Raw genomic sequence first — 22,140 nt, forward strand, 5'->3', positions numbered from 1 at the left:
GATAAAATGCGCATTTTCGCCGCCCTCGGAGACATCTTGGCGGAACGGTCGCGATCGCCTATCGCGCGCCTGCCAGGGGGCCGGGCAGCCGCGGCGTTACGACGTCGAGGAAAGTCCGGGCTCCACGAAACGAGGGTGGCGGGTAACGCCCGCCAGAGGCAACTCTAGGGAAAGTGCCACAGAGAGCATACCGCCGATGGCCGGCTTCATGTCGGCACAGGCAAGGGTGAAAGGGTGCGGTAAGAGCGCACCGGGGCTTCGGCAACGCGGCTCGCATGGTAAACCCCACCCGGAGCAAGGCCGAATAGGGGCGGCGCGCCGGCTTGTCCGGCAGGGGTGTTTCGCCCCTGGCTCGCGCTGCGACCGCCCGGGTTGGCTGCTTGAGCCGCGGAGCGATCCGCGGCCCAGACGAATGGCTGCCGCCGCAGATACGGTCCGCCCGTCGGATACCGTCTGCGGACACAGAACCCGGCTTACAGGCCCCCTGGCACCTTACCCGCGCGTCATCCGAAGATCGCGGCGCACTGCATCCCGTCGAGCACCTGCCGCCCCTGTGTGTTCCACAGCCGCAATCTCTCGCTCGAATACCCGCCATCGGCGTGCTGGCTCGCATTGCGGGAGAGCCACCAGCCGTCCTGCGTGCTCGGTTCAGGGTCAAGCAGGTTGAAGGACCAGTTGATCGAACTGAGCGGCCCCGGACGCTGCATCGCGCGCATCGCGCCCGGCGGCAGCACGTCGCCGAGCAGGATAAGCTCGGACACCGGATCGAGTCCCTGGCGATTCGTAACTCGCGCCCAGCGCTGCACCACCGGCTCGCCCGGCCCACGCTGGTCCTGCGCCCGCCGCAATTCGAAATTGTTGCGGATGAAGGCCGGCCCCTTGTCGGCGAGGACCGTCTCATTCTCGTCCGGTCCGCCCGGCCAGTCGGCAAGTGTTTCCGCCGGGTGGACCGCATTGGGCTCGCGCGCGGTGCCGAACAGCCAGAACGCCGTCAGCGTGCACTGCCCCTCGCACCAGATCTCGCTGCGGACCTGGGTGACGTTGCGCCCCTGCCGCACGACCTCGCGCCGCAGATCGACCTCGCCCGACGAAGGCGCGACGAAGGCGATCTGGCCAGCGCGCAGCGGCGGCAGGTCGGGAAAGGCGCGGATCGCCGCCGTATAGGCGATCAGCGCGGAGGCGCCGCCGTAAAGCGTACGCCCCTGCATCCAGTCCTCGGCATCGGGAAGCGAGCAGGAACCGCCTTGCGCGGTGATCGGTGCGAGCAGATCGGACATGGCCATGCTCCCGCCATAGCAACGGATAAGTGTAGGTCCAGCGCGGGCGATGCCGAACAGGCGATCGGCGGATCGGCACAAAAACCGGCAAACAGGCGATTGCCTTGCCGCGCGCCTTTCGCTAGGTGGCCGCTTCCCTGTCGCGCGCCCGCTTCGCAAGATGCGGCAAACGGCACGGGACGAGGCCCGATGGCGGAGTGGTTACGCAGAGGACTGCAAATCCTTGCACGCCGGTTCGATTCCGGCTCGGGCCTCCACGATTTTTCCCGGCACACGCCGGACCGGAATGCCGCTTTAGCTCAGTTGGTAGAGCACATCATTCGTAATGATGGGGTCACGTGTTCGAGTCACGTAAGCGGCACCGCCGTTTCCGCCATTTTCAGTGAGGTACAGCCCGACCCCTTTGGTACAGGCGTACTTTAGAACTCCGTCGCGGCACTCGCGCGGCGCATGTAATCTGGCGAATATCGGGCATAATACGCTTCGGTGATCGCCGTCTTTGTGTGGCCCAGGTACTGCGCTATTTCCGACATCGGAACGCCGTCGTGCGCCATCCAAACCGCGCAGGTGTGTCGCAGGACGTGCGGCGAAACCTTGATGCCTGTTTTGGCAGTCAATCGCTGGAAGGCTTTCTTCACTGATCCGACCGGCTTCCCGCCGAACTCGATCACATGATCCGTCAGTCTGCCTGCGTAGGCCCGTTCTAATTCGGCGCGCAGGCCCGCGTTCATCGGCACTATGGTGCGCCGCTTGTTCGTTACCTCGCGTCCGGCGGGCCGATAGTCGATCGTACCCGAATCGAAATCCACGCGATGCCACTCCAGATCCAGTATCGCGCTCGCCCTCGCCCCGGTCGAAGCTGCCAAGCGGATGAATAGCCGGACATGCGGTGTATCGGTCGCGGCGAGCAATTCCCTGACTTGCTCCTTCGTCAGCCAATGGTCGCGCGGCGGTGAAGCTGGAGGAACCCATAGGTTCGGCGCACCGGCCCCGTAGCGCCATCGCAGGCAAGCGCGTAACAATGCCAACTCGGTCGCTATCGAACTGGCCGCATAGCCCTTGCGCTTGCGCACTTGGTGGTAGGCGCGGCAATCCTCCCGCGTTATCTCGCTGCCGATGCGTTTCCCGAAATGCGGCGCGAGCCCGGCCCAGATTGGCCCGAAGCGGTCGGTTAGAACTCCATCGGCTTTGCGGTCGCGGACATAGGCGGGCCATAGGTCCTCTACCCGTTCGCTTCGCGCTGCGGTGAGTCGTTGCCATATCTCGCGCCCGATAGGCTCGGCTTCGCGTTCGTCAGCCTTGCCAGTCGTGATGCGTCGGCGCGTTCCGCCTTCGTCTCGATAGGTGACGGCCCATTTTCCACGGTGTCGAGTGAGGGTGTAATCTGACACTCGTACCGCTCGACCTCGTTTGCAGGAATGCGAATGAGCTTGCCGAGACGGAAACCGGGCAGCTCGCCCGATCGGTACATACCGCGCACTTTCTCAGCCGAGCAACCCCATCTTTCGGCGAGGGTCTCTGGCGAGAATGGTTTAGGCTGTGCTGTCATTGAACACCTCCCGGACCCGAAGGGTATCGCCCAGACACGGTAATCACTCCCCCTCTCCCACGATAGACCGGGAGAGGTGGGCGGGTGCTTCGGGAAGAGGCATCCAGTGGGTGGCTTTAACTCCGCCACATTCAACCGGACCAATATCGCCGTATTCCATAGAGGGCGCGAGCCAACCTGCCCGAGAAGCAGCACACCGCCAATAGGCATCTGAAATTCGTTCGCCGGAGGATAGCCACAGGTCAACTTCCGTCCCATCTTTTGGCGCGCTTTCGATTGGTCGCCATTCCAGCCTATCCCCCTCTCTATCGGTAGGGGATTGCAGGGCGGCTTCACACAGTTCGATTAATTCCCCTCACCATGACCCACGGTATATATATACGTTCAAGCCTTGCCTTAGCCAGTCGATTGGCAATGACAATTCCCCGCAGGCTAACCCGGTTCGGAACCGGATCGGGGGTGGGTTGTGAAGCTCGACCTGTTCGCCCCTGCCACCGTTCGCAAAACCCCCCGCCCTCACCAGATCGAAGCACTAGGCCAGCTTCGCCAATCACTTGGGAAAGGCAATAAGCGCGTCGTTCTCCAGCTTCCGACCGGTGCGGGAAAGACCTTCGTCGCATCGCAGATCGTCACCGGAGCGCGAGACAAGGGCAATCGGGTGTGTTTCACCGTTCCCGCCATTAGCCTCGTTGACCAGACCGTTGACGCATTCGAGGCGGAAGGAATCCATCGTCTCGGTGTGATCCAGGCGAACCACGTTCGCACCGATGCCAGTCAGCCGGTCCAGATTGCCAGCGTGCAATCGTTGGCCCGTCGCGATCGACCGAAGGCTGACATTGTGGTCGTGGACGAGTGCCACCTCCAGTTCAAAGCCATTCGTGAGTGGATGCGTTCGGAGCCTGACACGGTGTTCATCGGTTTGTCGGCAACGCCGTGGGCGCGAGGCATGGCTGATGATTGGCAGGACCTTGTTCGTCCGGTTTCGATGCAGGATTTGATCGACGCGAAGTTCCTGTCGCCGTTCCGCGTGTTCGCGCCATCCCATCCCGACCTGTCCAGCGTCTCGACGGTCGCCGGTGATTATCACGAAGGCCAGCTTGGCGAAGTCATGGGCGAAAGCCGTCTGGTGGCCGATGTGGTCGATACGTGGCTACAGCGGGCAGATTACCGGGCTATCTCTGCCGACTTGTCTCGGTGCCAAGACAGCAATTCGTACGAAACGTAGCTATGGGCGTGTTTCATATCGTGCGCCTTCCACGGCTCGTAAGGGTGAAGGCCCATCGCCTATTTAGACAAGGGCACTAACCCCTCAGCCACAAACGACCCACAGAGCAATCACTGGGATGACGAGAAGCAGCGCCAAAGCAATTAGCGCGTGATGGGGATGCCCGTTCGAGACGAATGTTTCGACAATACGGGAAATGGCTTCAAATCGCTTCATCGCTAAACTCTCGTAAAGCGCACTCGGAGTGCGGATTAGATTACGAAAGAATCGACGAGTTGAAGCTCTTTCCTGTCGAAGCTGAACGGATTGAGCGCTTCGGACAGGCAAAAAATGGGGCGCGGTGCCGCGTTATTCAAGAACCCTACCTAGTTTATACTCACTTTCGCGTTGCGCTTCTCAGCACTCTCATAGAAGGCAGGGTCGAGGTCGATGCCAACGAAGCTCTCCACATGACCTGAGAGCTTGGCCGCGACGCCAGTCGAGCCTGATCCGAAGAAGGGGTCGAGGACTCGCTTCGCACCTGTCGCTCTGAGGGCTTGGGCAGGAAGCGCGACTGGGAACGGCGCTGGATGATCGTTGCCATACGCTGGGCGATGTCGGCATCCACCTCGACGTGGTCATGTTCGCGCCGACTCTGGAGGAAGTAGCGGACGCGACGGAGCAGGAGCGGCGTATGCTCGACGATGTCTCCCGGCACGATCGGGGATGCTGGGCCTACATGAAGGCGCAGATGAACCGTCTGCGGTCGGTCGCCTTCGCGCTCGCGGACGTGTCCATCGGTTTGGTGAGCTGAATTTCCGCCTGTTCCGGGCTGTATCCGACAGCGATGGGGATTCTGAACGGGTGATCCCGCTCGATCATCTGATCGACGACGTCATGCTCTACTGGTTGCCCAACGCCGGGCCGAGTTCAGCGCGATTCTACTGGGAAGCGGCAAATGAGATGACAGGCGGGACGTCGCGTGATCCGATCCCATCGCCGACTGGCGTCAGCATGTTTCCGGGTGAGCAGATACCGCTGGTCAGCTCTGCAAGACTGGCTGCGGCAAATATTTGGGGACTTGCCGGAACCTCTGACCGTCCATTGCGCAGCGCGAGGACGTCGCATCGCGCTATCGGGGCCCGCCTTGGCCATCGGTCGTTTCGGCGTGGTTCAGGACGAGATCGACGATCGCGCTCACGTCTGAGCGTCGTACCTTCTGGCGCATGACCAGCGCGCGAAAATAGATCCCGCCGATCAACGTTTCGATCGCCACCTGAGCATCGCGCGTTTCCGGCCAGTCGCCCCGCTCCACCGCGCGGGCGAAGATCGGTTGCAGTTCCAGGAAGCGCTTGTTCCACAAGCCGTGAACCTCGCGCAGGTAGCTCGGCGAACTCGGCGTGGCGATGCTCGAGGTGATGACTGCCCAACCAAGCGGTGTCTGCAGGAAACGCCCGGTGGCCGAGAGGAAGGCGATCAGGTCCGCGCGCAACGAGCCCCGGTCGGGGACCGCTATGTTCTCGCTGAAAAGCGCAAACCGCGCTTCGGCCACCAAGCCCTCGACAGTTTTCCAACGGCGGTAGATCGAGGTTTCAGCAACCCCCGCGCGCGCGGCGACTGCTGCGATCGACAGTCCGTGATGGCCCGCGATCTTCAACTCCTCGACGGTAGCCGCGAGAACGGCTGCCCGCACGCGGGCGCTCCGCCCCCCGGTACGTCTGGCCTTCGGCGCGGCCTTCGCTTCCCCCTTCTTCGTCACTCTGCCCATCATAGCCGATGTCATCCCAGCCGCGACAAAATAATTCTTAAAGCCAGTTGACTTGCGTTAAAGGTGGGCGCACTTAACGCAAGATTGATTGCGTTAAGCAACGTTCGGGATGGGGATGGGATGGGCGAGCATCGCGTTGAGATTTTGCCGGACATGACCATCGAATGGGATGTGCCCATCCCGATGGACGACGGAGTGGTGCTGCGCGCGGACGTGTTCCGTCCGAACGGAACCGGGCGCCACCCGGTCATCATGACGCATGGGCCTTACGGCAAGAACCTGTCGTTCAGCCAAGGCTGGCCGACCCAGTTCAACGCCCTGACGACCGCCTGGCCCGAAGTTCTCGAAGGCAGCTCGGGCCGCTTTCACGTGTGGGAGACGGTCGATCCCGAAAAATGGGTGCCGGAAGGCTATGTGTGCCTGCGCGTCGATGCGCGCGGCTCGGGCCAGTCGCCTGGGTACCTCAATCCCTTCTCGCCGCGCGAGATCGACGATTATGCCGCGTGCATCGAATGGGCGGGCGTCCAGGACTGGTCGGACGGCAAGGTCGGCCTCAACGGCATCTCCTATTATGCGATCACCCAATGGCTGGTCGCGGCGCGCCAGCCGCGTCATCTGGCGGCGGTCTGCGCCTGGGAGGGCGCGGCCGATTTCTACCGCGATCAGACGCGCCACGGCGGGATGCTTTCGACATTCTGGGCGACCCTTGCGCCGCGCCAGATCTGGCGCGTCCAGCATGGCCTGGGCGAGCGTGGTCTCGTCAGTGAGTTGAACGGCGGCCCCGTCAGCGGCGACATTACGTTGAGCGACGAGGAACTCGCCGCGAACCGCATCGATTTCGCCGAAGAGATCCGACGGCACGAGCTCGAGGACGCGTTTCACCTCGACCGTTCGGTCGACTGGAGCAAGGTCACCGTGCCCTTCCTCTCGGCCGCGAACTGGGCTGGCCAAGGCCTCCACGGGCGCGGCAATTTCGAAGCGTTCGGGCAGGCCGCCTCGTCCGAGAAGTTTCTCGAAGCGCATGGCTACGAGCACTGGACGACCTTCTACACCGATTACGGTCGCGAAATGCAGCTCCGCTTCTTCGACCATTATCTCAAGGGGCGCGACACTTGGTCCGACCAGCCGCGCGTGCTGCTGCAGGTGCGCCATCCGGGCGAGAAATTCGTCGAACGCAGGGCCGAGGACTGGCCGTTGCCTCAGACCGAATGGACGCCCTTCTACCTCGATGCGGAGGCGGAAAGCCTGTCGCGCACCGAGCCTTCGGATTCGGGCGAGGCCACATATGACGCGCTGGAAAGCAGCGGGCTGACCTTCGTCTATCCGCCCCAGGACGACGCGTTCGAGGTCACCGGCCCGGTGGCGGCGAAATTGTGGATTTCATCGTCCACTACCGATGCCGATCTCTTTCTCACTCTGCGGCTGTTCGATCCGGCGCAAAACAGCCGCAGCCAGAGCGCCGTCGCGTTCAACATCGACAATGTCTACATCGCGCGCACCACTCAGGTCGGCCCCCTGATGTTCGACGTCGCCCGGCTCGAAATCCTCAAAGGCCCGCAAGGCACGCTGTATGGCCGCAACGCCTCCGGCGGAGCGATCAACATCATCACCAACAATCCCGAAATCGGCGAAATGTCGGGATATTTCGGAGGTTCGGTCGGCAATCTCGGCCTGCAATCGTTCAACGGCGCTCTTAATGCGCCGCTGGGCGAAAACGCGGCGTTGCGGATCGCCGGCCAGATCGTCGATCGCAGCGGCTACACCTCCAATGGCGGACAGGATGAAAAAACCAAGGCCGCCCGCGCCAAGCTGCTTTGGGAGCCCAGCGATTTCGTGTCACTGCTGATCTCGGCCGACATCTCGGCAGTGCGCGGGCAGGGATCGGGCGTGGTCGTCAAGGAGAACGGAGCCGAGCCGACGAATTTCGATCCCTGGCGCGACATCACCCAGACACCGCTCGCCTACCCGTTCCTGTTCGGGCCCAACACCGCCCCCTACACCGCGCCCGACGATCGTTTCATCCGCAGCGACACCAAGGGCATCAGCGCGGAACTGAACGCCGATCTCGGCTTCGCGACGCTGACGGTGATCCCGGCATATCGGCACCAGAACCAGGAGTTCGCGTCGTATACCAGCCGGTTTCGCTTCTACGAAAAGCTGAAGGACGAGGAGACAACGCTCGAAGCGCGGCTGGGCAACGATACGGCGGCGTTGAAATGGGTCGCCGGGGTCTATTATTTCGACGAGAATAGCGACTTGCAATATTCGGCGTTCAACGCCGCGCGGCGCTCCGGCACCGAATTGCTGCTGCAACCGTCGGCGTGGGCTGCGTTTGCCCAGGCGACGGTGAGCGTGACGCCGCGCCTGCGCGCGATCGGCGGGATCCGCTATACTGCCGAGCAGGTGGAAGGCCGATACCAGCAGGGCGACAGCGCGCTGCCCCTGGTGCCGTTCACCTCGACCCGCCCGATTGTCACCGTGGACCCGCTCAAGTTCCGCCGGACCAATTTCAAGGCCGGTCTGGAATTCGACGCGGCTCCGCAGTCGATGCTCTATGCGACCTATGTGACGGGCTTCAAGGGTGGCGGTTTCAGCCTGACGATCTCGTGCGGGGCCGAGGAATTCAGCCCCGAAACCGTCGAGGCCCTCACCTTGGGCTCGCGCAATCGCTTTGCCGACAACAAGGTTCAGCTCAACATCGAAGCGTATCAGTGGAAGTACAAGGACCAGCAGACCAGCTATATCGGCCAGGACGGGTGCGGGGTGACCACCCTGCTGACCCGCAATGTCGGCAATGCGACGATCCGCGGTCTGTCGACGGACCTGACGGTGAAGCCGACGCCTCTCGATACCGTGCGGCTGGCAGTCGAATACAATCATTCGCGCTATGACGATTTCAGCAACTCCCAGTTCGGGATCGGCTCCTACGCCGCTGCCGGGGGCAGCCGCTGCACTCCGACCGCGACGGGCGGCGGGTTCTTCAATATCGACTGTTCCGGGCTGCCGCTTCCGCGCACCCCGCGCTGGTCGGGCAGCGCGAGTGCCGAACACGTCTTCGAACTCGGCGGAGCGGGCGATCTGCGTCTGACGGGTGACATGGTGTTCGCCAGCAGTCGCTGGCTCAGCATCGATTACGTGCCCAACGGCCGGGACGATGCATACCAGACCTACAACGCAGCGCTCGAATATCGCCCGGCCAGCGGCAATTTCTCCCTGACGGCGTTCATGAACAACATCACCGATACCGCCGTCTATACCGGCGGCAGCTCGATACCGTTCGCGGCCCCCAACGGCTTCAACTATTTCGCCGCGAATATCCTGCCACCCCGCACCTACGGGCTGCGCGCACGGGTGGACTTCTGATGAAGATGCCGGGGACGCCCGCCCGCGCCGCAACCAACCGGCCCGGTTGGGTAATCCTGACGATGCTGACGGTGACCTACACTCTCAACATCATCGACCGGCAGGTGGTGGGCATCCTGTCCCAGCAGATCCAGGCGGATCTCCAGCTGACCGATACGCAGCTGGGCCTCATGGGCGGGATCGCCTTCGCCGCGCTCTATTCGGTGCTGGCGATCCCCTTCGCGGTGATCGCCGACCAGAAGGGACCGGCCAAGGTCGTCGCCGTCAGCCTGGCGGCGTGGAGCATATTTACCGGCCTGTGCGGGTTGGCGGCGAACTTTCCCCAATTGCTGCTGGCCCGGCTCGGCGTGGGGGTCGGCGAGGCGGGCGGCGCGGCTCCGTCCTACGCGCTGGTCGCGGCGCATTTCCCACCCGAACGCCGGGCGCGCGCGATCGGCGTGTTCACGCTGGCCATCCCCCTAGGGGCGGCGATCGGCGCGCTGTTCGGTGGCTTCATCGCGCACACGTTCAGTTGGCGGGTCGTCTTCATCGCCCTTGGGATCATCGGCATCGCCCTCACTCCGCTGTTCCGCCTGCTGGTACCCGAACCTCCTCGTGGAGCGGACACCGCGGCGCACCGGATCGAGCCGAAAATGCTGCTCACGACCTGGGGCATCCTGGCGAGGATGCCCTCCTTCTGGCTTATCGCATCGGGCACCGCGATCGCATCGATGGCCAATTACGGCCTCGCCTTCTGGCTTCCGGCGCTGATGCAGCGCAGCTTCGAACTCGACCTGCTGCAGACCTCGTGGTTCTTCGGCGGCCTGGTCCTCATCGGCGGCGTCGCGGGGACCTATGGCGGCGGTTTCCTGGCCGACCGGTTCGGACGGCGCGACCGGGCCGCCTACGCCCGCGTACCTGCGGCGGGTTTCATCCTCGCCACCCCGCTCTACGCGGTGGGAATGCTGTCGGACGACTGGCGCGTGGCTTTCCTCGCATTCCTCATCCCGCAGGCGATGACGTTCTCGTGGTTCGCCCCGGTGATGACCGCGACGCAGCAATTGGTCGAGCCGCGGATGCGCGCGACCGCCAGCGCATCGATGCTGCTCATCATCAACATGATCGGTATCGGCGCGGGCACCTCCACGCTTGGCTGGCTCAGCACCCGGTTCGCGCCGGACGATCCGGCGACCGGCTTGCAGTCCGCGCTGCTGACCGGCCTGTCGTTCTACGCGGCCGGCGGTGTTCTCCTGTGGATCGGTGGCGCGTGGCTGCGCCGGGCCTGGCGCGAAGATGAATAGTTCGCCCCTGCTCGACGTCACGCACGATCCTGCGCGGCTGAGTCATGTCGCCGCGGCTAACGTGGATGGCGCGGAATTCCCGATTCAGAACCTGCCCTTCGGCGTCTTCAGCACCCAGGGGCGCGGCAGGCGCATCGGCGTGGCGATCGGCGACCGGATACTGGATCTCGCCACCGCGGATCGCCTCGGCCTGTTCGACGAATGCGCAGCCGATGTCCGCCAGGCGGCCAAATGCGAGGATCTGGCCGAGCTCTTCCGGCTCGGTCGTCCCGCAATGACCGCACTGCGCCGGACGGTGGCAAAGGTGCTCGACGAACGCTTCGCCGATGCTGCCACGGTGGGATCGGCGCTGGTTCCGATGAACGCAGCGACGCTGCATTTGCCCGTTCCGGTGACCGCTTTCACCGACATGTGTGCGTCCACCTTCCATATCGGTCGGCGGCGCGGCAACGATGCGCATGGCCAGCCGATCTGTCCGCCGGCTTTCCGCACGATCCCGATCGGCTATGACGGGCGCGCGGGTTCGGTCCAGATTTCGGGCCATCCGGTGACCCGGCCCAATGGGACCTGGCAGCCGCAACACGATGGCGGCGAACCGCGCTTCGGCCCGGAACCGCGGCTCGATTACGAGCTCGAGCTGGGCATATGGATCGGGGGGGAACCGAACCCGCCCGGAACGCCGATCTCGGTCGAGCAGGCGGAGCAGCGCATTGTCGGCTTCTGCCTGCTCAACGACTGGTCGGCACGCGGCATTCAGTTCTGGGAAACGATGCTCGGGCCGTTCCTGGGCAAGAGCATCGCCACCACCCTATCGCCCTGGGTCGTCACCGCAGACGCGCTGGCGCCCTTCCGCGCGCCCGCCTTCGCCCGCCCTCCGAGCGATCCCGCCGTCCCTGCCCATCTCTACGACGAGCGGGACCGCGCAAGCGGCGGCATCGATCTCGCCATGGAAGCGTGGCGCGTCGATGCGGTGGGGAACCGGCGCGATCTGTGCCGGACGAATTTCCGCCATATGTACTGGACGCCTGCCCAGATGGTCGCACACCATGCCAGCAACGGTTGCTCGCTGTCGGTCGGCAATCTCATCGGCAGCGGAACGGCTTCCGGCCCGGAATACGAAGCCGCCGCCTGTCTCATCGAGCGCATCGCAACCGCTTCCGCAGGAGCACGACTGGCTTGCCGATGGCGACAGCGTGACGCTGCACGCGCGCGCGGAGCGGAGCGGTTATCGGACGATAGGGTTCGGCGAAGCCACGGCGAGCGTGTTACCTGCGCCGAAATGGCCGGGCCCGGTGAGAAACTAGGAAGGGAGCATAGAGCGATGCGCAGGCTGATCGACCTTTCGATCCCCATCGAGAACGGCGTGGAATCGGACCCGCCCGGCAACGAGCCGGAAGTGACCTATCACACGCATGACAACACCGCCCCGATGCTGGCGCGGTTCTTCGAGGGGTTGACCGCCGACCAGCTGCCCGACGGCGAAGGCTGGGCGGTCGAACGCGTGCGGCTGTCCACGCACAACGGCACCCATATGGACGCACCCTGGCATTATCATTCGGTGCAGGACCGCGAACTGCCCGGCGGCGAGCGGCCGTCGATGACGATCGACGAGATCCCGCTCGAATGGTGCTGGCAGCGGGGCGTCAAGCTCGACTTTCGCGATCTGCCCGATGGCCATGTCGTCTCCACAGACGAAATCGACGCCGAGCTCGAACGGATCGGCCACGAACTGCGCCCGCTCGACATCGTCTTGATGAACACCAGCGCCGGCGCCGCCTATGGCCAGCCCGGCTTCGTGTCGCGCGGCTGCGGCTTCGGCCGCGAAGCCACCCTCCACCTCACGCGTCAGGGTGTCCGGGTCGTCGGCACCGATGCGTGGTCCTGGGATGCGCCCTTCGTCCACACCGCGAAGCGCTATGCCGAAACCGGGGACGCCTCGATCGTGTGGGAGGGCCACAAGGCTGGGCGCGATATCGGTTACTGCCAGCTCGAAAAGCTGGGCGGGCTCGAGCAACTGCCTCCGGTGGGATTCGAGGTATTGTGCTTCCCGGTGAAGATCCGCGGCGCCAGTGCTGGCTGGAGTCGCGTCGTCGCCGTTTTCGATGAGTGAAGACGAACCTTTTTTCCGGCACGAGCCCAACCCCCAATAACGGCGATTTATTGGTCAGCACTCTTGTGTGCAAAGCCAAATCGGCCAGACACTCGCAGCGAAAGTGACCCACCTGATCGAAGAGATTGACCGCCATTTGACAGGGCCAAGGGCGCACGGCTCGGGACCAGACCTTCGTAACGGCGGTCGGTTTTCAGGCAAGACTCGAACCAGATTGCATGACCGCAATCGGGGAGCATAGTTGCCGCTGACCAAAGTCCGTTTCGCTGCGCTCCCGCCGAGCGAACTTGGGGGGAGCACGGAAGAATAGCTTGCGGAATGCCAGCTTCCCTTCGCAGACCACCATCCCGGCCAGGTCATCGGCGGCTTATCTATTTCAAGGTCAGGTCTGCCATTGCTTCATAAACCTACGTCAACGCACCAGCCGGCTTGCAGCCAATATTGGAAAAGACCGAATTCGAGCGCGGTGCCGTCGTCTGCGGACGGCAGGAAGGCCCTGGTGTTCTCGAACTGGGTCCGCCGATAAAGGCTCGGCCCGTGGTCACCCTGCGTATCGCCGAAATACCAAGCCGGACGCCCGCCATTTTTGAAGGAGCTAGGCCCGGCTGATACGGGAAGTGCTCCACCTCCTTCTGTCCGACCGCAAATTGCAAAGGCGGTGTAAGCGAGTGCGAACAGCTTGCATGCATCGGGCGCTCTCTTCTAGATCGGAAGGATGGATCAGCCCGCCCGATTGCACATGGATGAAGAGCACCTGCAGGTCGCTCGCCTCACACGGGGACTTGCCTCGCACCTTTTGGAACGTGCGACGATAACGGCGCGCCATCACGGGCTCGGCGTCACGGAAGTGAGGGCGATGGAACAGCTCTTTCTGACCGGCCCGATGACCGCCGGCGAACTGGGCACGAGCCTCGCGCTGACGAGCGGATCGGTGACGGCGCTGGTCGGGCGATTGCTGAAGAACAAGCTCGTCGTGCGCACGCGGGACGAAGACGATCGCCGCAAGGTCTGGATCACCATAGCGCCCGACAAGGCCGACGAATTCATCGCGCCCTATCTGAACACGATCAAGGGCGGGAGCGGGGTCGTGAAGGGATTTTCGAAGGAAGACCGCCAGATCGCGGTCCGTTTCCTCGAAGCCTATTATCAGGCCTCAGCCATCGGAACCGAAGATCTGCGCAAGACCATGCGCTAATATCGCGCCTGGACGCGACCGAAATAGTTTGACTATGAAGATAAATCATCGAATGTAGCTCTCGAGAGAAGCGGGAGAGAGTTCGATGGCGCGAAATATGATCCTGGCGAGTGTGGTGCTCGCCTCATTTTGTCTGAGCGCGCCGTCGCCCGCGATCGCACACGCCAAAGCCGTGCAATCCCCAACCGGAATCCGTGTGCTGGAGCAAACCCGGATCGACGATCGTATGGTGGAGCTTCGTATCCAGACCGATGCCGTCCGAGGTGACCTGAAGATCCGGGTCCTGCTTCCAGCCAATTACGATCCAGCCGATCCGCGCCGATACCCTGTCCTCTATCTCCTCCACGGCGGAAGCAATCCCGCCAACCCCGCGACCTCCTCAGACTGGAGCGAAAAGGGCGGCGTGGTCGAAACGACTGCGGATAGCGATCTGATCGTCGTGATGCCGGACGGCGGAAACGGGGGCTGGTATACCGATTGGGCGTTTCCCGGCGATGTCGGGCCGCTGAACTGGCAGACCTTCCACATGGAGCAGATTGTCCCGTTCATCGATCAAAACTTCAAGACCATCGCCGACAAGCGGGGCAGAGCCATCGCGGGCCTTTCTATGGGTGGATACGGTGCCTTGCGCTACGCAGCGCGCTATCCCGAGAATTTCGCCTTCGTCGCCAGTTTTTCGGGCGCGCTGAATATGCTGAACCCGCAGCAGCAGCGGGTCATCTACGTGACCGAGAAGGCGGATGGAAAGCCGACCGATGGCCCGTTCGGCGTCGGCTCGCCACTGCCGGTCGCGGCCGATGCGGTCTGGACAGAAGCCGACCCGGTCGCGAGCACCAGCTTTCCGCCGAGCAACCTCGCAGGAATGAAGGTGGCGCTCTACACTGGGTCGGGCAATAGTCCGAACGACCCCGACGCCCCCTTCCCCACCAATGTCGAAGGGGCGATCGAACCGTCGAGCTATCGCCTGGCGATGGCTCTCAACGAGGCAGGCGTGCCGTTCACGCTCACCGATTACGGCAGGGGAGAAGGCATCGCCGATTGCGAAGGCGAACACACCTGGGGCTGCTGGAAGGCGGCCTTGCGCGATGTCCTTCCTGACATGATGGACGAATTCGACCGGCTCGAACCCAACGGGGAGCGGTGACGCCCCCGCACGGGTTTGAACCCCTAAGTCGCTTCAGCCGCCATTGCGCCAGCGCTTCGCTTCCAGGCGGATGGTCTTGCGCGCAACGATCGTCTCGGCATCGGTGCCGAGCCCGATTTCGTATTCGCCCTCCGGCATCGTCCAGACCCCATCGCGATTGTCCGCGAGCAGGCGCTGGTCGATTGCGAGATCGAGCTGGCGCGCCTCTCCGGCAGGGAGTTCCGCCTTGGCGAAACCCACCAGGCGCCGCATCGGCTGCCCGTTGCGCGAGAGCAGATAGAGCTGCGGCACTGCGGCACCGGGACGCTGCCCGATATTGCTGACGCGGACGGAGGCGCGATCCCTGTCGAGCGTGAAATCGTCAAACGCAAACCGGGTGTATCCCAATCCGAATCCGAACGGAAACAGCGCCTCCGCCTGTGTGCGGGCGAGCCAGCGATAGCCGATCTCGGCGTCTTCCACCTCGTAATCGGCGACCAGCTCGTAACCCGGACTCGGTTCGCTGCCGGTGAAGTCGAGGCCCAACTCCAGAGCGCCGGGAATCTCGGGACGGGGCAGGTCCCCGGCCGACCGGGGGAAGCTGAGCGGCAGGCGCCCGCCCGGATAGGCGTCACCCGCAATGACCTCAGCTATCGCCTCGCCACCCCGTATGCCGGGATACCATGCCTGGAGGACGGCGGCGCTATCGGCGAGCCAGGGCATGGCGACCGGGCCGCCCGTTTCGAGGACGACGATGGTGCGCGGATTGGCTTTGGCGACGGCGGCGATCAGCGCGTCCTGCCCATCGGGAAGGGACAGGTCGGGAAGGTCGAAGCCCTCGCTCATCCACTGGGTCGCGAAAACGATCACGACATCGGCCAGCGCTGCGAGCGCGGCGGCATCGCTGACATAACGCCCGTCACGAAAATCGATCCGCGCTTCGGGATAGCGTTCGCGCAATGCCTTGAGCGGGGACGATCGATGATATTGCTGCGTCAGCACGCGGGAATACGGCCCGATATCGCCATAGGGGCGGATGATGGCGGCGCCCCCCTCGCCATGCGCCTGGCTGGAGCCCGCGCCTGACAGGACTCCGGCATCGGCGTAGCCACCGACCACCAGGATACGCTTGGGCGCTTCCACGAGGGGAAGAATTCCGCCCTCGTTCCGCAGCAGCACCATCCCCGCCGTCGCGACATCCTTGGACGCCTCGGCATTGGCTTCGTAGTCGATCGCACCGCCCGGTTCGGCAGGGTCCTTGTCCAGTCCCAAACGATAGACCGCCGTGAGGATGCGTTCGTTCATCGCATCGAGCTGCGCATCCCAGCGGGGGTCTGCATTCGCTCGGGCAAGCAGTTGGTCCTCGAAATAGACTTCCTTGTCGAGCGATGCGGCGGATTGCTGATCGAGCCCGGCGATCGCCGCCTTTAGTGAGGGAACGGCGCCCCAATCCGACATCACGAAACCGGGATAGCCCCAGGCGTCGCGCAGAATTTCGGTCAGCAGCCATTCGCTGGCGCAGGCATTCTCGCCATTGACCTTGTTGTAGGCGCACATGATCGCGCCCGGCTCGCCTTCCTCCAGCGCGATTTCGAAGGCGAGCAGGTCGCTTTCCCGCGCCGCATCGCGCCCGATCCGCACGTCGATGAAGCGCCGCCCGGTTTCCTGACCGTTGAGCGCGAAGTGCTTGACGGTGGATATGATCCGGTTCGACTGGATGCCTCGCACCGATGCCCCGGCGAGCTTGCCGGTCAGGAGAGGATCTTCGGAGAAATATTCGAAGGTCCGGCCGTTGCGCGGGTCGCGCGTCAGATTGGCCCCGCCGGCAAGGAGGATGTCGAACCCCTTGGCCCTCGCCTCGCTGCCGATAATCCGGCCCATCCGTTCGATCAGTGCGGGATCGAAACTGGCGCCTTGCGCAACACTGGAGGGAAATGGGGTGGCGAAATCACCTCTGAGACCCGCGATATAGGTCACACCCAACGGCCCGTCCGTTTCGTGCAGCGGCGGGATGCCGAGCCGAGGGATACCGGGAATATAGCCCGCACCGGGAATGGCTTCTTCGGGGATAGGGCCGGGAAACGGAATGGCGCGGTAGCCCCTCGTAAGGGTCACTCGCTCGGCGCCCTCCATGCGTTCGGCCGTCTCCGATGCCTTGGCCGCCGCCGCCCGCCACTCGTCCGATCGGGTCCACTCCTGCGCCGGCTCGCCCCCTTCCCCTGAACTCGGATCGCCTTGAGCGGCCAGAGGGACAGCGAGCGGCAAGGCGAGGATCGCGAGAGTGATGCGCGAGGCAGCTCTATGTAGGGTCCGGCGGGCCATCAGAAATCCACTCCCACACGGACGCCGAAAGTGCGCGGATCGGCGAAGGTGGCGCTGCCGAACGGGATGGCGATCCCCGAATCCGCGCTGGTCAGCGTGATCTCGTTTTCGAGATTGCGGGCAAACGCCGACACCGTGAGGCCGTTCGCGTCGTTGCGATAGGTCAGTGTGATATCGGTTTTGGTATAACCGGGCTGATAAAACTCGATCAGCCGTTCAAGATCGGTGAGGTCGTATTCGCTGCTGAATTGCGTGCGCACCGATGCCTCGAGTCCCCCATCGGCGCCCACAGCGATCGTATAGGACGCACCGACATAACCCGACAGGTCGGGGCTGCGCGACAGACTCCGCCCGGAGAAGTCGACGCCCGGAGCGGGCTGGAAATCGTCATAGCGCGCATCGAGCAGATTGACCCCGGCTTCGAGCCGCAGTCCCGCCATGGGCACGAACACGCCCTCCAGCTCGATCCCGTCGATCTTCGCAAGCGCCGCGTTGCGCGTGAGCTGACAGGGCGCGCCACAGATATTGCTCGTCTGCGACAGCTGGAGATTGCTGTAATCGTAATGGAAGAGCGCGCCGTTCAGGCGCAGCGAACGGTCGGCATTGGCGAGCTTGAAGCCGAGTTCGTAGGCGGTCAGGGTTTCCGGCTCGTAATACAGTGCATCCGCCGTGAAGCGGCACCCCGGCTGCGTGCCGATCTCGCACCCATCGTTGAATCCGCCCGCCTTGTATCCCGTCGCGACATAACTGTAGAGCAACCCGATCGGGCTCGCATAGTCGAGGCCGACGCGCCAGGTCACCTTGTCGAAGCTGGCGGCCGCATCGTTGACTTGCAGGACGATGCGATTGCCGGGGATCATGACGGCGGGATTGGTATCGAAGGCGGTTTCGCCGATCCGGGATTTGTCGTCATAGGAATAGCGCGCGCCGAGCGTTGCCGTGAGATCGTCGATGATCTCGTAACTCGCCTGACCGAAAACGGACTTGTTCTTCGCCTTGGTCGGCCCTTGGACGAATTCGTAATTGGTCGCGAAGGCTGGCAGCCCGAGCACTTGCGGGTTGAGCAGGGTCAACCTGACGAAGGATTCCTCGCTGAAGAAATAGCCGCCGAATTGAGCTGCGAACCGGTCGCCATCGGAATAGGCCAGACGCAATTCGTGGCTTTGCTGGGACTGTTCCCCGCTCAGCGTCGCAGGAACGCGCCCTCCCACCAGCGTCGTTTGCAGCGAGTTGGGAAATTCCCGGTAGCTGCCGAGATAGGTCAGCGTGAAATCGCCCGGACTCCATTCGAATTGTCCGGTGACGCCGCGGTCGGTGATATCGCGAATGGGCTCCTGGCCCTGGCGGAAAGTGTTGGTGCGCGCCGCCTTGGCATCCGGGTCGAGATAGGTCGGGCGGGTTCCCGGCACGATGCCGGAGAAGAAATTGGCGAGCGGGACGGCGTTGATCGTGCGCCCTCCGATATCCGAATAGTCCCCGATGACGTCGATCCGCACATCCGGGGCCGGTTCGAAACGGAGCGAGACCCTGCCCGACAGATTGTTCTTGAACGGATCGTACTCGTAACCGTCACTGGTCCCGTTGATGATGTAGGAATCCCTTCGGTCGAGATTGCCCGCCACACGGATGGCAAGGATGTCAGCCACGGGAATGTTGACCGCCCCGCTCGCCACGATGTGATCGTAACTCTCGTATGTCAGGCTGGCGGTGCCGGAGAATTCGTCCATGACGGGCCGACGGCTGAGGACGTTGATGAGACCTGCGGTCGTATTGCGACCGTAAAGCGTCCCCTGGGGGCCGCGCAGGACCTCGACCCGCTCGACATCGAAGAAGCTGACCTCCTGCGCCTGCGGGCGTGCGATATAGATATCGTTGACGAGGAAGCCGGCGGACGGATCGCCCTTTTCGCTGTCGTCATCGGACGTCACCCCGCGGATCGTGATCTGGAGCCCGTTATCGCGCACGATGGAGAGGTTCGGCGCCGCCTTTTCGAGCTGGGTGGGATTGGTGATGCCCTGCTCCTGCAAGGCCTCCCCAGAAATCGCGCTGAGAGCCACCGGGGTCTCGTCAGCGACCGAGCGTGTCCGGTTGGCCGTGACGATGATCAGACCGGAATCCAGCGGCTCCGCCATGTCCTGATCGTCCGCGGGAGCGGCATTGGTGGTTTGCGCCAGAACCATCGAAGGATGGATGACGCTGGCGAAGGCAACGAGGCTCAAGTGTTTAAGTTTCATGGCCGTTCTCTCCCGGTTTTATCTCTTCGGCAGCTTCCTACGCCTCATGTATCTCTATCGTCAAGATACTTGATTGTTGAGATTTAGCGGCTATCACGATAGCCACGTGCGAGGTGGCCGAATGGTTCGGAAAAGGGACGTGGTGTCGATGATCGCCTCGGATACATCAGAGGTGCAATGCCGCTTGGCACCGGACGCGGAACGCCGCGCCCGCGATGCGCAATGAAAGGGAACCCCAATCGATGACCGTTCTGAAACCGCTGGACGATGCCGAAATGGACGAGCGGCAGCGTCGCCTGATGGACGCGATGCTGGCGCACGGGCGCGACTACGCGGTGTTCCGCACGATGCTGCACCACCCTGCCGCCATGGAGGCGTTTCTGGGTTGGGGATCCTATATCCTGTCGGATCAGAACACGCTCAGCGTGGCGCTTCGCGAGCTCGCGATCCTGCGCACGGGCGCGCTGCGCCGCTGCGAGTACGAATTTCTCCGTCACGCAGTGATCGCCCGCAAGCATGGCTTCACGGATCAGATGCTGCGCGCCATCGCCCTCGGCGATAGCACGCCGCTCGACGACGCGATGGGATTGGTCATGCAGGCGGTCGACGAACTTATCGAGGGGGGACGCATCGCGCCGGACACGTTCGAGCGTGTCCGCTCAGCCTTCGGGGATCGCACCGCGATCGATCTCGTCTGGACGGTCGGCCAGTATTCGCAGGTCTGCATGTTCCTGCTGACCGCCGGGGTCGAGCCCGATCCCGATATCGCCGACGATCCCTTGCGGGAGCTGTTCGCATGAGCGGCCGTCTGGCGGGCAAGCGGATCGCAATCCTCGGCGCGGGCCAGACCCGCGGCGATACGGAGGGCAATGGCCGCGCAATGGCCCGCATCTTTTCCCGAGAGGGCGCCGACCTTCTGTTGATCGATCGCGACGAATCGGCGGCACAAGCGACGGCGGACATTTGCACCGGCCCCAATGCCGTCATGGTCGCCGATGTCGCCGAGGAAGGGGCTGCCGATCGCATCGCCGAAGCGGCAAAGGCGCGCTGGGGCGGTCTCGACGGCCTCGTCTACAATATCGGCATCGGCGACGGGGGCGACGGCCCGGCGGGCAGGGTCGAAGACGAAGCCTGGGACCGGATCATGCTGGTCAACCTGACTGCGGCGCGGCGCGTGATGGGGGCATGTATCCCCTTGCTGCGCGACAGCGGGCACGGCGCCATCGTCGCCATATCCTCCCTCGCCTCGATCGCGCCCAGCCCCATGATATCCTACTCGGTCTCCAAGGCCGGGATGAACCGGCTGGTGCAAAGCGTCGCCTTCCACGAGGCCGCCCATCAGGTGCGCTGCAACGCCATCACGCCGGGACTGATCGACACGCCGATGGCGATCGAAGGCCACAGCAAGGCCAGCGGCATCGACAAGGAGGCGCTGAGAAAGGGCCGCGACCGCGCCGTTCCGATGGGCCATATGGGCCGTGCCGAAGATGTCGCCTTCGCCGCCCTCTATCTGATGAGCGACGAGGCGAAATTCGTGACCGGAGTGATCCTGCCGGTCGACGGAGGCTCTTCGGTCAAGGTCGCTATCTGACAGCAGGAGACGCAGCGGTCCGCTACAGCGCGATGAGCGTACCAAGCAAATGGCGATCTCGTCTCGCTGCGGAAGCGAGAACAGATTGACATGATGTTCGCCTTACATCGAACGCAACCTCAGGCCTAAACGTCGAAAATTGGGTGGATAGGCGAATGGCTGCTTACATGATCGCCGCCATTGCCTTCACCGGATTGACGGTCAACCGAAGCGGGCGACCGAGTGTCCATGATGTCAGCGCCGCTATCTCACCTGCCAGCTGGTTCGGGATGATCGGTGCCAATGGCTCGGGCAGGACCACGCTGCTACGCGCCATGGCCGGAAGGCTGCCGATTGGGGCGGGTAGCTGTGCGATCCTCGGCGAGGAGCAAGCGCATGACCGCAGTGCCCGCGCGCGAGCAGTCGGGTTCGCCCCACCGATCGAGCATCTCCCCACCTTATTGAAAGTGCGCGAGCTGCTCAGTCTTGCGGGCGATCCGGCCGCTTTTCAGCAGGAGCGCAGCGCAGGGCTATAGCAGGCGCTCGGCATCAAAGAGCTGCTCGATCTGCCTGTGGGCAAATGCTCATCCGGCATGCGCCAGCGCGCCACCTTAGCGCTGGCCTTTGCGGTGCCCCCTCGCATCGTGATCCTAGATGAGCCGTTCAACTGGCTCGACCCTGTAGCGACCTTCGATGTTCGAGCCGCGCTTGCTCAAATGGTCAAGGGAGGGCTCACGCTCATTACGGCCCTGCATGACCTGAGCACTCAGAGCGGCTTCCGCGACGGTGGGATCGTGTTGACGAAAGGACGCGTCAGCTTGCAGCTCAACGGCGCGAGATTGCGTGCGGGACGGAATGATGCGGCCGGGTTCGAGCGTGCTTTGGTCGCGGCCCTTCGCTAACTGCCAGCCACCGATACCAAATGTCTTCGTCTGGGCCGTTAGCGGAACGGCACCTCCTGACATGTCTGCCGTCAAATATCTACTCTCAGCTGTCGACCCAGTTCTTACCGGTCTTTTAATAGGTCCTAGCTACTGACATTCGCCGTGGCCGTCGCACATTTTGTACGTTGTCATCTTCCTAGATTGAGAAGCCACATTTCACAGGGTCCGGATCTCGGATCCAATCCACTTGCATTACTGTGA

The 22,140-nt window shown here is 63.4% G+C and carries 14 protein-coding genes, 2 tRNA genes, 1 other RNA gene and 4 pseudogenes; 14 read left to right on the forward strand and 7 right to left on the reverse strand.

The genetic code is table 11. The annotated features are described in order from the left end of the window. Positions 1–72: 72 nt before the first annotated feature. Positions 73–492, forward strand: an RNA gene (gene rnpB, locus GRI47_RS08930) — RNase P RNA component class A. Between the two features lie 11 nt (positions 493–503). Here rnpB and GRI47_RS08935 read toward each other — a convergent pair. Next, a complete protein-coding gene (locus tag GRI47_RS08935) occupies positions 504–1,277 on the reverse strand; it encodes an acyl-CoA thioesterase (RefSeq protein WP_337190667.1) in 774 nt (257 codons plus the stop codon). 183 nt (positions 1,278–1,460) lie between these two features. On the opposite strand from GRI47_RS08935, the gene GRI47_RS08940 reads away from it, so the two are divergent. Together GRI47_RS08940 and GRI47_RS08945 are read left to right on the forward strand one after the other, a co-directional pair. Beyond that, positions 1,461–1,534, forward strand: a tRNA-Cys gene (locus tag GRI47_RS08940). Positions 1,535–1,565: 31 nt separating this feature from the next. Continuing rightward, positions 1,566–1,638: transfer RNA gene (locus GRI47_RS08945), tRNA-Thr, on the forward strand. 58 nt (positions 1,639–1,696) lie between these two features. Here GRI47_RS08945 and GRI47_RS15260 read toward each other — a convergent pair. Together GRI47_RS15260 and GRI47_RS15350 are read right to left on the reverse strand one after the other, a co-directional pair. Then, entirely contained in the window at positions 1,697–2,668 is a 972-nt protein-coding gene (locus GRI47_RS15260; RefSeq protein ID WP_202387218.1) for a tyrosine-type recombinase/integrase, read from the reverse strand. Positions 2,669–2,682: 14 nt separating this feature from the next. Further along, positions 2,683–3,084 (reverse strand): annotated as a pseudogene (locus GRI47_RS15350) (MerR family transcriptional regulator); the annotation flags it as partial. 208 nt (positions 3,085–3,292) lie between these two features. Between GRI47_RS15350 and GRI47_RS08960 the strand changes: the two are divergent. Further along, positions 3,293–4,051, forward strand: coding sequence for a DEAD/DEAH box helicase family protein (locus GRI47_RS08960; RefSeq protein ID WP_160660913.1), 759 nt, complete (start codon positions 3,293–3,295; stop codon positions 4,049–4,051). A gap of 365 nt (positions 4,052–4,416) precedes the next feature. Here GRI47_RS08960 and GRI47_RS15355 read toward each other — a convergent pair. Then, positions 4,417–4,617: pseudogene (locus GRI47_RS15355) on the reverse strand (DNA methyltransferase); the annotation flags it as partial. A gap of 47 nt (positions 4,618–4,664) precedes the next feature. On the opposite strand from GRI47_RS15355, the gene GRI47_RS08970 reads away from it, so the two are divergent. Further along, the gene (locus tag GRI47_RS08970) at positions 4,665–4,844 is read left to right on the forward strand and encodes a hypothetical protein (protein ID WP_160660914.1); all 180 of its coding nucleotides are present in this window, start codon (positions 4,665–4,667) and stop codon (positions 4,842–4,844) included. A 318-nt stretch (positions 4,845–5,162) separates the two neighbouring features. Here the strand turns inward: GRI47_RS08970 and GRI47_RS08975 are convergent, their stop codons facing one another. Beyond that, positions 5,163–5,723 (reverse strand): TetR/AcrR family transcriptional regulator C-terminal ligand-binding domain-containing protein, encoded by a 561-nt coding sequence (locus GRI47_RS08975; RefSeq protein WP_202387219.1) that lies wholly within the window; start codon positions 5,721–5,723, stop codon positions 5,163–5,165. Positions 5,724–5,951: 228 nt separating this feature from the next. Here GRI47_RS08975 and GRI47_RS08980 point away from each other — a divergent pair, with 228 nt between their 5' ends. The 6 genes and pseudogenes from GRI47_RS08980 to GRI47_RS09000 all read left to right on the forward strand — a co-directional run bounded on the left by GRI47_RS08980 (position 5,952) and on the right by GRI47_RS09000 (position 14,890). Further along, positions 5,952–9,161: a CocE/NonD family hydrolase gene (locus GRI47_RS08980; RefSeq protein ID WP_160660915.1), complete on the forward strand. Its 3,210-nt coding sequence runs from the start codon at positions 5,952–5,954 to the stop codon at positions 9,159–9,161. Continuing rightward, positions 9,161–10,441 carry a spinster family MFS transporter gene (locus tag GRI47_RS08985; protein ID WP_237452654.1) on the forward strand — a complete coding sequence of 427 codons (1,281 nt, stop codon included), beginning with the start codon at positions 9,161–9,163 and terminating at the stop codon, positions 10,439–10,441. The genes GRI47_RS08980 and GRI47_RS08985 overlap by 1 nt, the downstream gene beginning before the upstream one ends. Continuing rightward, positions 10,434–11,549 (forward strand): annotated as a pseudogene (locus GRI47_RS14980) (fumarylacetoacetate hydrolase family protein); the annotation flags it as partial. The gene GRI47_RS08985 and the pseudogene GRI47_RS14980, both read left to right, overlap by 8 nt. A 213-nt stretch (positions 11,550–11,762) precedes the next feature. Continuing rightward, positions 11,763–12,551 (forward strand): cyclase family protein, encoded by a 789-nt coding sequence (locus GRI47_RS14985; RefSeq protein WP_237452759.1) that lies wholly within the window; start codon positions 11,763–11,765, stop codon positions 12,549–12,551. Between the two features lie 715 nt (positions 12,552–13,266). Beyond that, entirely contained in the window at positions 13,267–13,746 is a 480-nt protein-coding gene (locus GRI47_RS08995) for a MarR family winged helix-turn-helix transcriptional regulator (RefSeq protein WP_160660917.1), read from the forward strand. 196 nt (positions 13,747–13,942) lie between these two features. Then, positions 13,943–14,890: an alpha/beta hydrolase-fold protein gene (locus tag GRI47_RS09000; protein WP_160660918.1), complete on the forward strand. Its 948-nt coding sequence runs from the start codon at positions 13,943–13,945 to the stop codon at positions 14,888–14,890. 33 nt (positions 14,891–14,923) lie between these two features. Here GRI47_RS09000 and GRI47_RS09005 read toward each other — a convergent pair whose 3' ends face one another. Further along, positions 14,924–17,191 (reverse strand): beta-glucosidase family protein, encoded by a 2,268-nt coding sequence (locus GRI47_RS09005; RefSeq protein WP_160660919.1) that lies wholly within the window; start codon positions 17,189–17,191, stop codon positions 14,924–14,926. Next, positions 17,191–19,425, reverse strand: coding sequence for a TonB-dependent receptor (locus tag GRI47_RS09010; RefSeq protein ID WP_237452655.1), 2,235 nt, complete (start codon positions 19,423–19,425; stop codon positions 17,191–17,193). Before GRI47_RS09010 ends, GRI47_RS09005 begins: the two co-directional genes overlap by 1 nt. Before the next feature lie 242 nt (positions 19,426–19,667). Between GRI47_RS09010 and GRI47_RS09015 the strand changes: the two genes are divergently transcribed. From GRI47_RS09015 to GRI47_RS14990, 3 genes and pseudogenes are all read left to right on the forward strand, one after another. After that, entirely contained in the window at positions 19,668–20,225 is a 558-nt protein-coding gene (locus GRI47_RS09015; protein ID WP_160660920.1) for a carboxymuconolactone decarboxylase family protein, read from the forward strand. Then, positions 20,222–21,016, forward strand: a complete 795-nt coding sequence (locus tag GRI47_RS09020) for an SDR family NAD(P)-dependent oxidoreductase (protein ID WP_160660921.1) — start codon at positions 20,222–20,224, stop codon at positions 21,014–21,016. Before GRI47_RS09015 ends, GRI47_RS09020 begins: the two co-directional genes overlap by 4 nt. Positions 21,017–21,183: 167 nt before the next feature. Continuing rightward, positions 21,184–21,897, forward strand: a pseudogene (locus GRI47_RS14990) (ATP-binding cassette domain-containing protein). Positions 21,898–22,140: the final 243 nt, after the last annotated feature.

It is taken from the genome of Qipengyuania pelagi, from assembly GCF_009827295.1.
Lineage (GTDB): Bacteria > Pseudomonadota > Alphaproteobacteria > Sphingomonadales > Sphingomonadaceae > Qipengyuania > Qipengyuania pelagi.

What these genes read in the sequence shown, in the direction of transcription:
- GRI47_RS08935 (WP_337190667.1), bottom strand. Translation starts at nt 1,277, where the DNA reads ATGTCCGATCTGCTCGCACCGATCACCGCGCAAGGCGGTTCCTGCTCG.
- GRI47_RS08980 (WP_160660915.1), top strand. Translation starts at nt 5,952, where the DNA reads ATGACCATCGAATGGGATGTGCCCATCCCGATGGACGACGGAGTGGTG.
- GRI47_RS08985 (WP_237452654.1), top strand. Translation starts at nt 9,161, where the DNA reads ATGAAGATGCCGGGGACGCCCGCCCGCGCCGCAACCAACCGGCCCGGT.
- GRI47_RS14985 (WP_237452759.1), top strand. Translation starts at nt 11,763, where the DNA reads ATGCGCAGGCTGATCGACCTTTCGATCCCCATCGAGAACGGCGTGGAA.
- GRI47_RS08995 (WP_160660917.1), top strand. Translation starts at nt 13,267, where the DNA reads ATGGATCAGCCCGCCCGATTGCACATGGATGAAGAGCACCTGCAGGTC.
- GRI47_RS09005 (WP_160660919.1), bottom strand. Translation starts at nt 17,191, where the DNA reads ATGGCCCGCCGGACCCTACATAGAGCTGCCTCGCGCATCACTCTCGCG.
- GRI47_RS09010 (WP_237452655.1), bottom strand. Translation starts at nt 19,425, where the DNA reads ATGAAACTTAAACACTTGAGCCTCGTTGCCTTCGCCAGCGTCATCCAT.
- GRI47_RS09015 (WP_160660920.1), top strand. Translation starts at nt 19,668, where the DNA reads ATGACCGTTCTGAAACCGCTGGACGATGCCGAAATGGACGAGCGGCAG.
- GRI47_RS09020 (WP_160660921.1), top strand. Translation starts at nt 20,222, where the DNA reads ATGAGCGGCCGTCTGGCGGGCAAGCGGATCGCAATCCTCGGCGCGGGC.